The 12,497-nt window shown below is 35.0% G+C and carries 14 protein-coding genes and 1 pseudogene; 10 read left to right on the top strand and 5 right to left on the bottom strand.

Features of this window, described 5'->3' with window-relative positions; genetic code table 11:
• Window positions 1-235 precede the first annotated feature (235 nt).
• Genes H1P_RS24190 through H1P_RS24180 form a run of 3 tightly spaced genes read left to right on the top strand, consistent with a single transcriptional unit; the run spans window position 236 to window position 1,943 of the window.
• Window positions 236-796 carry a general stress protein gene (locus H1P_RS24190; RefSeq protein ID WP_144872165.1) on the top strand — a complete coding sequence of 187 codons (561 nt, stop codon included), beginning with the start codon at window positions 236-238 and terminating at the stop codon, window positions 794-796.
• A 56-nt stretch (window positions 797-852) separates the two neighbouring features.
• Window positions 853-1,452 (top strand): DedA family protein, encoded by a 600-nt coding sequence (locus H1P_RS24185; protein WP_144872163.1) that lies wholly within the window; start codon window positions 853-855, stop codon window positions 1,450-1,452.
• Window positions 1,453-1,505: 53 nt separating this feature from the next.
• Window positions 1,506-1,943: a nucleoside deaminase gene (locus tag H1P_RS24180; protein WP_144872161.1), complete on the top strand. Its 438-nt coding sequence runs from the start codon at window positions 1,506-1,508 to the stop codon at window positions 1,941-1,943.
• Window positions 1,944-2,019: 76 nt separating this feature from the next.
• Here H1P_RS24180 and H1P_RS24175 read toward each other — a convergent pair whose 3' ends face one another.
• The 3 genes and pseudogenes from H1P_RS24175 to psb35 form a co-directional block, all read right to left on the bottom strand.
• Entirely contained in the window at window positions 2,020-3,570 is a 1,551-nt protein-coding gene (locus tag H1P_RS24175; protein ID WP_144872159.1) for a WcbI family polysaccharide biosynthesis putative acetyltransferase, read from the bottom strand.
• Window positions 3,571-3,785: 215 nt separating this feature from the next.
• Window positions 3,786-3,989 (bottom strand): annotated as a pseudogene (locus H1P_RS24170) (hypothetical protein); the annotation flags it as partial.
• 50 nt (window positions 3,990-4,039) lie between these two features.
• Window positions 4,040-4,222 (bottom strand): photosystem II assembly protein Psb35, encoded by a 183-nt coding sequence (psb35, locus tag H1P_RS24165; protein WP_144872157.1) that lies wholly within the window; start codon window positions 4,220-4,222, stop codon window positions 4,040-4,042.
• Window positions 4,223-4,634: 412 nt separating this feature from the next.
• Here psb35 and H1P_RS24160 point away from each other — a divergent pair, with 412 nt between their 5' ends.
• Both H1P_RS24160 and H1P_RS24155 read left to right on the top strand, forming a co-directional pair.
• Window positions 4,635-5,030: a Na-translocating system protein MpsC family protein gene (locus tag H1P_RS24160; RefSeq protein ID WP_144872155.1), complete on the top strand. Its 396-nt coding sequence runs from the start codon at window positions 4,635-4,637 to the stop codon at window positions 5,028-5,030.
• A 209-nt stretch (window positions 5,031-5,239) separates the two neighbouring features.
• Window positions 5,240-5,605, top strand: coding sequence for a Na-translocating system protein MpsC family protein (locus tag H1P_RS24155; protein ID WP_144872153.1), 366 nt, complete (start codon window positions 5,240-5,242; stop codon window positions 5,603-5,605).
• Here the strand turns inward: H1P_RS24155 and H1P_RS24150 are convergent.
• Together H1P_RS24150 and H1P_RS24145 are read right to left on the bottom strand one after the other, a co-directional pair.
• Window positions 5,586-6,008, bottom strand: coding sequence for a response regulator (locus tag H1P_RS24150; protein ID WP_144872151.1), 423 nt, complete (start codon window positions 6,006-6,008; stop codon window positions 5,586-5,588). The two genes, H1P_RS24155 and H1P_RS24150, sit on opposite strands and share 20 nt — an antisense overlap.
• A 418-nt stretch (window positions 6,009-6,426) precedes the next feature.
• Window positions 6,427-7,170, bottom strand: coding sequence for a response regulator transcription factor (locus H1P_RS24145; RefSeq protein ID WP_144872149.1), 744 nt, complete (start codon window positions 7,168-7,170; stop codon window positions 6,427-6,429).
• Between the two features lie 363 nt (window positions 7,171-7,533).
• Between H1P_RS24145 and H1P_RS24140 the strand changes: the two genes are divergently transcribed.
• From H1P_RS24140 to H1P_RS24120, 5 genes are all read left to right on the top strand, one after another.
• Complete coding sequence (locus H1P_RS24140; RefSeq protein ID WP_144872147.1) at window positions 7,534-8,622, top strand: ATP-binding response regulator; 1,089 nt, start codon at window positions 7,534-7,536, stop codon at window positions 8,620-8,622.
• 285 nt (window positions 8,623-8,907) lie between these two features.
• Window positions 8,908-9,321 (top strand): Na-translocating system protein MpsC family protein, encoded by a 414-nt coding sequence (locus H1P_RS24135; protein ID WP_144872145.1) that lies wholly within the window; start codon window positions 8,908-8,910, stop codon window positions 9,319-9,321.
• A gap of 386 nt (window positions 9,322-9,707) precedes the next feature.
• Window positions 9,708-9,920 carry an NblA/ycf18 family protein gene (locus H1P_RS24130; protein WP_144872143.1) on the top strand — a complete coding sequence of 71 codons (213 nt, stop codon included), beginning with the start codon at window positions 9,708-9,710 and terminating at the stop codon, window positions 9,918-9,920.
• A 159-nt stretch (window positions 9,921-10,079) separates the two neighbouring features.
• Window positions 10,080-10,889, top strand: coding sequence for a glucose 1-dehydrogenase (locus H1P_RS24125; protein WP_144872141.1), 810 nt, complete (start codon window positions 10,080-10,082; stop codon window positions 10,887-10,889).
• Window positions 10,890-11,063: 174 nt separating this feature from the next.
• The gene (locus H1P_RS24120) at window positions 11,064-11,951 is read left to right on the top strand and encodes a sigma-70 family RNA polymerase sigma factor (protein ID WP_144872139.1); all 888 of its coding nucleotides are present in this window, start codon (window positions 11,064-11,066) and stop codon (window positions 11,949-11,951) included.
• Window positions 11,952-12,497: the final 546 nt, after the last annotated feature.

The raw sequence follows: 12,497 nt of genomic DNA, 5'->3' as shown, positions 1-12,497 counted from the left end.
CTATATTCTTTGTACAGCACAAATTATACAAAAAATGTATTACTAGCCACCTCTACTTTAAGAGCAATATCGATCTAGAACTTGAGATAGATAGATCTCGATTTCGTCCTTCTTTTTACAAAAAAAATAATTATGATTCAACATTCTGGAACTTTTTTACATCTGTGGTGGGATGTTTTTTTAGTCAAATTTCTCCATAATCAAGGGTGTAGTTATAAGATTATGTATTTTACGCGTGAAAAATCAAAAGCAGCAACAAAAGCGTGCTGTCGGCACATTTCCCACCCGTCAGGATGCAGAGAAAGCTCTAGTAGAGCTTAGAGATGCTGGCTTCAATATGGATCGAATATCTGCGATCGCCAGCAACCCTCAAGATGAAGAAACCCTAGCTAGTGTGAAAGTTAAATCTAGTTCTGAAAGAGCTAAAAATGGCGCAGAAACAGGAGCAATCATGGGAGCAACTACAGGAGGAATATTAGGCGTGATTGGAAGCCTTAGTGTTCTAGCAATTCCTGGTATTGGGGTGGCTACTGAGGTGGCAGTGTTGTTGGGTAACACTCTTTTAGGTACTGGTATTGGTGCTGCTGGTGGTAGTCTGGTGGGTGCGTTGATTGGCTGGGGTATCCCAGAAGAACAGGCTATATATTATAACGAGCTTTTATCTCAAGGTTATTACGTTGTCTTAGTAGAAGGTACAGAAGCTGAAATAAGCGGTGCAGAAGCTATTTTATTAAATCGTCAGATTCGTAATTGGAACGTTTATCAAGCTTCTAGCGATTCCACAGTGCATCGCTGAAGCGAGATTATAATTCTGGGGAATTTAACTAACAACTAATAACTAATAACCAAATAATGCTTGAATCTATTATCGATACAATTGATTCCCTCGGTTATGTGGGAATTGCTTTATTAATGGCGTTAGAAAATTTAATTCCGCCGATTCCTTCAGAGTTAATTATGCCTTTAGCGGGGTTTACCGTAACTCAAGGTAAGATGAACTTTATTTTGGTTGCTATTGCTGGAACTATTGGTTCAGTATTAGGAGCAACTCCTTGGTATTTTTTAGGTAAATATTGGGGCTTAAACAGAACTAAACAAATTGCAGATCGCTATGGTAAATGGCTAACTCTTTCAGGAGAAGATGTCGTAAAAGCCAAAGTTTGGTTTGATCGCCGAGGCTATACAGCAACCGCGATCGGTCGTCTTATACCAGGTATTCGTACTTATATTTCTTTACCAGCAGGTATTAGTAAAATGCCTTTAGTTTTTTTTCTAATTTATTCGGCAATAGGTACTATTTTTTGGGTAAGCTTCTTGACTGGTGCTGGTTATATTTTTGGAGCTAATTACGAACAGGTAGGAATGTATCTCAAGCCTATTTCTACTATTGTTTTAATTGGAATTTTTTCGGCTACTATTTACTGGGTTATTAAGAGAAAAGTCACAAGTTGAATTAGGATTTAGCTACAAACTAATTTTAAAGTAAAGTTAAGAAATAAAAAAATATGGATTACGAAAAATTTATGCATGAGGCATTGGTAGAAGCTAAAAAAGGTGACTTACCCTATGGTGCTGTAATCGTAAAAGATAATAAGATTGTGATTCGTGGCTACAATACAGCACAGACAGATAATGATGTTTCGGCTCATGGAGAAATTAATGCTTTGCGAGCATTTACTCAAAAATACGGTTATTCACTAAATGCTTTGTCTGGTTATACTCTATACACTACTTGTGAACCATGCCCTATGTGTGCAGCAGCTTGTGTTTGGGCGGGAGTTTCTAAGGTAGTTTTTGGTGCCTCAACAGAACAACTAATCAATCTGGGAACAAAACAAATAGATTTAGCTTGTAAAACTGTTGCTGAGAAAGGATTTCAGAATATCGAAGTTATTGGTGGTGTTTTAGCGGATGAATGCTTGGAATTGTTTAAACAACTTTAACTCTTTAAAGCAGTATTTAAAAAAATCAGATTTTATATTGAAGGTGGCTAGTTTTTAGCGATCTGATTTCTTGATTTTAGCTATTAGCCGTTATATTTTTCAGTTTTTGCGCAATTTGCTCTTGAAGATCGGGATTAATATCCAAAGCCTTATTATAAGCATTTTTGGCTTGTTGCCATTGTTGTTGTCTACAGTACGCATTAGCCAAACTAAGATAAATTTGCGCTCCAAAATCGGGATTAAGGGCGATCGCTTTCTGATAGGCGATAGTTGCATCTGCGGGATTATTTTCGCTCATTAAGACATTACCAAAATGTCTGTATACCCAAGGTGGTTGTGCTTCATCAAGCGAAATCGCCTGTTGGTATAGTTTTTTGGCAGAAAGGGTTTTACCCTGTAATTCTAAAAGTCTTGCTTGATGAATAGTACTATCGGCTTGTTCGGGATCGATACTGATAGCTCGATCGCTTGCTGTAATAGCTGCTTTTAACTCGCCTTTTGCTTCATAACAATGTGCCAATTGTCGCCAGCCTTGAATACTTTGTGAATCAATTTTTAAGGCTGCTTGACATAATGAGATCGCTTCTTGATGGCGATCGTTATTGCAGTGTTGTTCGGCTAAATCTAATAAGTCTTGAAAGGTTTGTTGACGAATACAATCTAACAAATCATCGGCATTATCGGAGTTATGGGAACGATCTAATATTTGAGTGCTAAAAATTTGGGTTGATTTAACCTGTATACCGCAAACAGTTACAGCATATTTTTCTTGATGTTGAATAATATTCAATTTTACTAATTCCCGATTTTCGGCATAAAAATCAAAGAATAATTCTACGGTTTGTTTTAAACTAAGGGTTTCTCCCTTAATGCGATATTGAGGTTTAATATCAAAATCAAGTTTTAAAGCTTGAGCAACGGAAGGATAAATCGGAAAGTCTGTAAAATCCAATACTTCATTAAGATGTTTTGGTTGATTATTAACGGGTAATTCTAATAAGTTTAAAATACACTCAGCCAGGTAATTAAGTATAGTTATGTCTGGATGATTTATAGTGTGAAATAATTTTTGTTTTCGATAGTTTTGACTTATGAAATCAGAAATACAAATATCTAAATCTTGTTCTCGACGGCGTAATTCATTAAGGGTTATTTCTAAATTTTTTAAAACGTACTCTGGCTGATAAAAATCATCTTGTTGAATTAAAGCAACTGCTTCGGATACAGTTTTACCACGGTCAAATAAATATAACAAATTAACATCGTGATAGTCACAAGGTTCGTTTATTTTATTACCATCACCATCTTTTAGATTAATAATTGCAGGATGATAACCAGTAAAATAAGCCCCAGGAATCGCTATTTTCTGGGAATTTGATGGCAAACGACTACATAAATAATTAGTTCCTAACTGTTCTATTCCTTGATAATCATCGGATACTAGTTGATGAATAAATAAATCAGTTTTAGCTATTTTTGATTTTAAATCTTCAAGATTACTTTTCTGTAATAAATGAACTGGTTGTAACTGGATAAATTGATAATTGCTAGCAAAATTGCTATGAGTTTCTAAAATTTCTCGAAGCGGTTCTATCTGACAATTTCCGTAAATTAGGCAATTTTTCATGTTACTGATGTTGAGAGTATTAACATTAATCCTCTTGCTTGTTTCAACAGATAGCTTTGTTAATATAGCATTACGTTAGAAGGTTAGGACATTTTGTAAATTGCTACTCGCGTCAACTCCTTACCCATCAATTAAAAGCTCAAAGGGCAATAGAGGTAATGTATAAATTACCCCTACAGCTTTCTATTTTGTATTCTTTATTCTAATTAAGATTTTTCTTCAACATACATCTCAGGTTCAATGGCATAATTATTTGCTAAACCTTCTCGATCTACTGTATAACCAGAAGTTGTATCAATGTCTCCTTCACTTTCAGGAGTTTGCTTAAATTTATCCCCTTCTCTTTCCATTCTGGCTGCTGTTTCGGCTGAAGTGATTGCGCGATCGTAATTAGCATCGTTGGGTGTTTTATTTTCCATGATTTTTATCTCCAAAGTGTGAATATAATTAATAATTTTAAAAGCGAGAATTACTTATTAACATTGGGAACAATATCAGGACGCTCTTTGTTTTCCCAACCAGCAGGACGTTTGGAATTGTACCAAGCGATCGAGCCAATAGTGACTGCTGCAATAAACCCTAATCCCATAACCGCTGTTGCTGCATAAGGAAAATGAGGTTCGCTACTAGCAATTTGTAATAAAAAATTCATAAATTTGTTTTTCTTTGTTTCTGAACTAATATAAATTTATCTTGTAGACTATTGCTTTCACATCTTTCTTCCTCTAGATAAGCGATCTGTCTGAAGATAGATTATGAAGTAAAAAGTTAAAGCTTGAGAGGTAAGAATTCAGAAGTTAAAATTAAAAAATTAGAAGTAACAATTTGATTATATCTTGCGATAGATAGCAATTATCAATTAAAATTGATAGATTTAGAAGTGACAATTAACAATAAATAATAGTCTGACTTTTTGTAGTTAGATAACCATTTTAAGACAAAAATAACATCAAAAAATGCTCGTGCTTTTTAAGCAAAAGCAGATTTCAAATTCACACTGTTAATTCGTAACTTGCGATTAAAGCAGCTTACAAATAACGGTCTAAATTTAAAGGATAACAATAATGACAGATAATCTATTAACTCGCGGACAACTAGAAAGAAAACTCTCTCAAAAAATTCAAGCATTCTATAATCGTAATTTAGGACATCAACCTTCTAAAGTAACTAGTCAATTTTTTGATGCCAAGCTAGCAGTCATTATTGAAGATTCAATTACTAATGCCGAGCAAATTTTGGTTGATGAAGGTCAAAACGATCTAGCTGAAAAAGTACGTTCTAATTTAGACGATGCTATTCAGCCAGAACTAAAACAATTGATTGAAGAAATTACTCAAGTAAAAGTAGTTGATATCTTGAGTGACGCTACTTTAGACACTGGACGCACGGGAATAATTGTTGTTTTGAGCAAAACTCCCAAGGTACGTAATCCAGAAAATATTCCTAAAGTTAAAAGTTAGAAATAAGTAAGTAGGTGTATTTACTTATAATATCCCAGCCAGTAGATAAATACTTCTGAAACACTCAGGCTAACAATTTCTCCAAATTCGGTTCTTATATTTAATTGTATCTACTTACTTAGTAAGTCAAAATTAGTAGTGAGATATTATTGCATTTTTAGCTCTCAGTTTTCAGTTTATTTTCATGCAGTTAATAGTTAATATGTAATATGAATAATAAGGTAATAAGAATCAAAAAAATAGAATCATTGCTTTCTCGAAAGATTAAGGACGTTTACCGAGATCGATTAGATCATAAATTGGATAATGTTTCTTACAAGTTATTTGATCGCACTTTAATCATAACTTTAGACGGCACAATAACTTCGCCCGAAAAGCTATTAAAGGATAACGATCGCCTTGATTTAGCCAAACAGGTAAGAGAAACAATTGATAGTATAATCCATCCTCGAATTCAAGATATTATCGAGGAGATATTAGATGTCAAGGTTGTAGATTATTTAAGCGATACTACTATTGATAACGACATTACAGGAGCAATCGCTGTTTTTGAGTTTAAACCAAAGGACATTTAAGACAACTGTAAACTTTAAATTCCAGTTCTTCTATCAAATAAGGTTTACAGATATAGTCATTAAATCCCCCTTCGATCAGCTTATTTTTATCTTCTGTTTTAGTTAATCCAGTAACAGCAATAATTGGTATGTGAGAAATCTTTTGATCTTGTTTTATTATTCGAGTAATTTCTAGTCCATTAATTTTAGGCATCACAACGTCTAATAAAATAATGTCTGGGAATATTTCATATACTAAACCCAGACATTCTTCACTATCATCTGTAGCTGCATAGTTCATTCCCATTGATTCAATTACGCAGCTAGCAAACAACAAGTTGTCACGATCGTTATCGACTATTAAGACTAAAGGTTGATAACTTTCAGGTTGCTTTACGAAGTTTTTTCTCAAAGTGGAGTACATCTATGTTAAACCGTAGTTGTATCAAATAGAAGCACTCCTAAAGTGGCAATCAAGCACCTATAAAAGACTGGATCTAAATACTCACTAAGTTAATAGTCTTGACCTTTGCTCTATTGAGGAAAGCAGACTTTAAGTTAGAAAATCTTAGTTATGAATATACTACTAAAAATTTTTAATATTTTCAATATTTCTTAATTATTATTTTTAACCCTTTACAATACGAATAACAAACAGTATAGGCAAAACAAGAGTATTTCGTTCAGCAATTCTCATTTTGAAGTACAAAGCAGAGAAAAAACAGAGTAAACAAGGAAAATGGCAGTTGTGTTCGCGATTGTCATACGCGAACAATGTCATGATTGAATTGAGTAATGGCAAGCGAGCTAATTTTAAATAAAATAAAAATCGGCTTAAGGAGTTACTTAACTAACCCCGCTCGTAAAGCCCTAACTGCTGCTTGAGTGCGATCATCAGCACATAGTTTGTTGAGAATATGACAGACGTGAGTTTTAACTGTTCCTACGGTAATATAAAGCTTTTCAGATATTTCAGCATTGCTGCAACCAGCCACAATTAACTCTAAAACTTCTAATTCTCTGTCTGTCAAAGGGTAAGTTTCAATTAATTGCTGATACTCTTCTGCTACGGCTGTAATTGCTTGAGTATCATTATCTTCAGAAGCTTGAGGCGAAGATGTGCTTGTAGAGGTTGAGGTGACTTTGGTAGATTGAGCTTGTTTTAATACTATGCGAGCGATCGCAGGGTCGATCCAAGCATTTCCCTCATGGGTGTTGCGTATTGCTTGAACCAAGTTATCCATACTGACATCTTTGAGACTGTAGGAATCAGCACCAGCAGCAAACGCAGCCATTACCGCATCTTCGCTGTCATGCATGGTAAGCATCAAAACTTTAGTCTTAAAATCTGGGTTATCTGCTTGATACTGCTTGAGTTTCTGGGTAACTTCAATCCCGTCGATATCTGGTAAACCAATGTCTATCAACGCGATATCAGGTTGATGAGTTTTTACTTTCTGTAAGCCATCGTTTCCATTAGCAGCATTATCGATAACTTCTACATCTTGATACTGTTTGAGAGCAGCACATAATCCAATGCGACTTAGATCGTGGTCTTCAATTAAAACGACGCTAATATTACTCATCTCTACCAATAAAAACTATTTATTAAACTAATTATCTACCTTATTTAGAATATCTAATATTTAATTTTTAATTCCATCATTCTTAAGATGTATATCAGGAAGCCGAGATCGAAACATTGTAAACTACAATCGCTCAATATGACTCATTATTTTAGTGTTTCTTCATAATTTGGTTAACTCAGATACAACTTTTCTCTGTACAGGACAAAAAATAAAAAGGGAGCGAAGCTCCTTTATTAGAGAGTAAATTAGGCAAAGGAGTGACTTTTACTGTAGAAATCACTCGCAAGTATGATTTCTAAATATAATAATATTATTTAGCATAATATATATTTATATGAATTTTTTTGATAAGAATGAGAAATGTCTGTTGCGAAAACGGTTAAAGGTAGTTATATACTGGCGGTAGATGATAGTCCTGATAATCTTTTATTAGTTCAATTAGCTCTCGAACAAGAAGGTCATCAAGTTATTTTGGCTCATGATGGAGAAACAGCATTAAAGCAAATTAAACAAGCTCCCCCTAATCTTATTTTATTAGATGTGATGATGCCTGGCATGGATGGTTACGAAGTGACACGGCGCATCCGTCAAGATAAAAGTATTCCTTTTATTCCCATACTTTTAGTTACTGCCAGAGAAGAATCTAGCTTAGTTGAAGGATTAGATGCAGGTGCAGATGAATTCGTCCGTAAACCGTTTCAAATTGATGAACTACAAGCCAGAGTGCGCTCGATGTTGCGCCTTAAGGAAACTATCGATCAAAGAGAAAACTTTGTTTCTTGTCTGACTCACGATTTACGCACCCCTTTGGTAGCTGCTAACCGAATGCTGGCTCTAATTAGCCAACAAGCCTTTGGTAATGTTACCTGCGAACAACAAGAAGCGTTCGCAAATATTGTCAGCAGCAATCAAAATATGCTGGAAATGCTCAATACATTGTTAGAAACCCATCACTATGAATTAGGGCAAAAAATTCTCAGTTTTATCCCCGTCGATTTGCAACAGTTAATTTCTGAAGTCGTTACTGAACTCGAACCTCTAGCCATAGATAAAGGGATTAAGTTACTACACAATCTGGAAAATGATGTTTCTAAGATTAAAGGCGATCGCTTAGAGTTGCGTCGAGTAATTACTAATTTAATTGGCAATGCCATTAAGTTTACCGATACTGGCAGCGTTCAAGTGTCTTTATCTCAAAATGACTCAGAAGTTTTGGTAAAGGTAGAAGATACGGGAATTGGCATATCACCTCAAGAACAGCAAACTATTTTTCAACGATACTATCAAGGAAACCACAGGCGATCTGGTAAGGGCTTGGGTTTGTACCTCTGTCAGCAAATTATCAATGCTCATCAGGGAAAACTTACAGTGCGATCTCGAAGAGATTCGCCTAGCAACGAGCATTTAGGGCAAGGAACTACTTTTACTTTCTCTATCCCTAAATCTTGATTTTGTTGATATTTGTCAACACTCGCGCGACGGCTTCGCTAGTCCTTTAGGGAAGCTAGTCCTTTAGGGCGTTCGGTAAGTCCGCGTATGCACGAGGTTTCCAAGGGAAGCTTTTGACAAAGGATCAAAGTCTAACTTTTGACTCATTACTAAAATTTTCGATTAATTTAATATTTTATTAGATGAAATTAGTTGTTGCGACTGATTAATAATACCCATCGTTGACATTAACCCAATCTTTCAAGAGACAGCTTATTGCCAGCGATCTACTTAAATCAAAAAATAATGGCTCAAAACTTACCTACTAGCGGACAATTAGAAAGAAATCTTTCCCAAAGTATACAAAAACTATATCGTCAGGAATTAGAACATTCTCCTAGTAAAGTCACCTGTCAACTTTTTGGTAATCAGTTAGCAATTGTCATCGAAGATGCACTAACGGCTGTAGAAAAAACTTTGGCTAATACAGAAGAAGACAGTAAGACCGTTAAACAGTTAAATGGAGCTATCAACGAGGCAATCGAATCTAAGTTGAAAACTTTAATTGAAGAAATATTAGCTGTTGACGTGCATGATATTTTGTTTGATTCTACTCTCAAAACTAACCGTACTGGAGCGATTGTAACTCTCGCTCAACCACCTCAAGTACGCAACCCTGAATCGATTCCTAAAAATAAAAATGGTAAGAGTAATAAATAAACACCCCAATGAGATCGACTTCAGCGATGCTAGCTAACAAGCCAACATCCTCGGTGAAAAACAACCCCAGCAAGGTGAATATAAGCTGAGGCTAGCTTCCAGTGAGGTAAACTTCAAGTGAGGTAAACTTCAGTAGATGCTATCTCGGCTTATTTACTAACGTAATTTATTTTAAAGTTGCGTTACATTTATCTAAAGATAGATTTAGTTGGCTCTGGCTATGCAGATAATTGTCCTCCTGCTACTTAACGATCCTTCTAACTGTCTACTTTTGAATAACTACTACAGTCAACTTTTCGGAAATTACTACTCTTGATAGTGTCAAGTTTTATTAAAATTTATTTACAATACACATATAATATAGATAAATCAAGAAGGCAAAAATTATGGATAGATTAGAAAACAGTCTTTCTATGGAGCAAGAATTTAACCATAGGACATTCAGCGATTGCGTTCAGCAATTATCCCACGAAGAAGCTCAATACCTACTGGTGCAAATGCATAAACAGATGATGTTTAAGGACAATCTCTATAAAGAATTGTTTTTAAGTCAGGAAAAAGATCTTGTTGACTCTCTATTTGGAGCAAAGAAGAATTGAATAATCTTGACAATAATCTTGACATAGTGCAACCACTAAGGCTTCTCTCGCAAGTAGGAGAAGTCTTTTGTTTTATAGAGCTTTAGAAGGATGTGTACTGCTCTCATAAGTTGCTAAATATATTAAGTAACGAGGAATTTAGACATATAACTAATTTAGATGAAAGGTTTAAAGGGCAAAAACGTTTTAGTTACAGGGGCAACTTCAGGTATAGGACAAGCGATCGCAGCTAACTTTGCTACAGAAGGTGCTAATGTAGCTCTCAACTATCGCAACGATCCAGACAAGCTTGAAGAGACAAAAGAATTAATTGATGAAATGTGTACTCAAGTTGGAGGTTGTGGAGGTAGAGAGTTACCTGTAAAAGGAGATGTCTCCGAAGAAGCAGATATTATTCGGATGTGCAATGAGGTTGTCGAAAAACTGGGTAGCCTGGATATTTTAATTAACAATGCAGGTATACAAACCGCTTCTCCTTCCCATAAATTAAAGACTTCTGATTTTGATAAGGTAATCCAGGTTAATTTGCGCGGTGCTTATCTTTGCGCCAGAGAAGCCATTAAACACTTTTTAGATCGGGGTCATAGTGGCATTATTATCAATGTCTCTAGCGTCCATGAAATTATTCCCAGACCTACTTATGTGAGCTATTCTATGAGTAAAGGTGCAATGGAAAACATGACCAAAACTCTAGCCCTAGAATATGCACCTCATGGTATTAGGGTAAATGCAGTTGCCCCTGGTGCTACCGCGACACCTATTAATAGCTGGACGGACGATCCTCAGAAAAGAAAAGAGGTAGAAAGTCATATTCCGATGGGAAGGGCGGGGACTCCTGAAGAAATGGCTGCAATAACGGCTTTTTTAGCTTCTGATGATGCCTCATATATAACTGGTCAAACTTTATTTATTGATGGTGGTCTTACTCTTTACCCAGACTTTCTTAAGCCTTGGTCTGCGGGGGAGTAATAAAAAAGTATGAAGGATCGAACAAACGTGACTCAGATATTTTTTTCGTCTAGCTCAGATACTAAATCACCACAACTATATTGCTTGTTCTTATTTGAAAGCAATTGACAATTAATTTCAAAATTACTTGCAGTGAATAACTACGAGATATCAAACAAATAATCAAAATCAATCATGGCTAATAATTCTAGTGACACCGTCAGAAATTATTTAAAAGAAATTGGTCGCACTCCTTTATTGAGTGCAGAAGAAGAAGTAAAACTTGCTAAACAAATTAAAGCAATGTTACCTCTGTTAGACAAGGAAGATTTAACTCCAGAAGAGAAAAAGATCATCCGTCAAGGGCAAAGAGCTAAACAAAAAATGGTGCAAGCAAATTTACGGTTAGTAGTTTCTGTTGCTAAAAAATATCAAAATCGTGGTTTATCAATGCTTGATTTAATTCAAGAAGGTAGCATTGGTTTGATGAGAGGAGCCGAAAAATTTGATGCTAGTAAAGGTTATAAGTTTTCTACTTATGGTTATTGGTGGATTAAACAAGCAATAACTCGTGCGATCGCAAATCATGCTCGAACAATTCGTTTACCAATCCACATTACTCAAGACCTCAATAAAATTAAGAAAGTAACTCGTCAACTATCACAGAAGTTAGGCAGAAAACCAAGAGATAGTGAAATTTCTCAAGAGCTAAATATCGATATTAAAAAGTTAAAATATTTGATAGAAGCATCAAGAATTGCTAGTACTAAAAGTTTAAATATTACTATTGATGAAAATCAGACTGAATTAGGGCAAATTTTAGCTGATGATGGTGCTTCTCCTTCAGATTTTGTCACCAACCAAGAAATTCGCACTCAGATCCAAAATCTACTATATACTTTATCCCCAAAACAGCGAGATGTTATTAGCCTGCGTTATGGCTTGAATGACGGCAAAACTATGACCTACGAACAAATAGGTGATGTCTGTGGTATCAGTCGGGAAAGAGTCAGACAAATTAAAAATAAAGCTATGAAGTTACTCAAGAAAAGAGCAATCGATCTTTCAACTTTGGCAGGATAAGAATCAGTCAACAAATACGGTTGGCTAATTAGTAACTAACTCAGTAAATCTTAACTTTCAATTTCTAATAGCGATCGCTTACACTTTGATATTCTATTTGTTGTTCACTATAGTTAGTCACTATCTCTAAACTTACTTTAGCATCAACGATAGATTAGCGTTCGCTTCTAAGAGTTTTTGAGCCTTTTCTACGGTTAAAAAATGGCTTTTAGTACAAGAATTAAAAGGGAAAAGCGAAGAGAGAAAAAAAGTTATAACTTATCTTACAAATAAGAAAATTACCAAAAATCATTAATCTATCCCAAGATATATTTTTTTTATATCCCTAGCTAGAACTCAATAGTCCTAGTAATAGGAGACAATGAGAGAAATTTTTCATTTTTCAGTTTATCAATTTTAATTGCAATTATATGAATTGGAATACTTTATCTTGGGATACGTTATCTAATACTTTCTTTGAAAATAGTTTAGCTGATTATTTATTAGCACTTGCTGTTATTGTAGCAAGCAAGATTGTTGTCAAAATCATTCGTCGCTTTGCGATTA

Source organism: Hyella patelloides LEGE 07179 (genome assembly GCF_900659865.1).
GTDB classification, from domain to species: domain Bacteria; phylum Cyanobacteriota; class Cyanobacteriia; order Cyanobacteriales; family Xenococcaceae; genus Hyella; species Hyella patelloides.
This window is presented reverse-complemented; position numbering and strand designations above follow the sequence as displayed.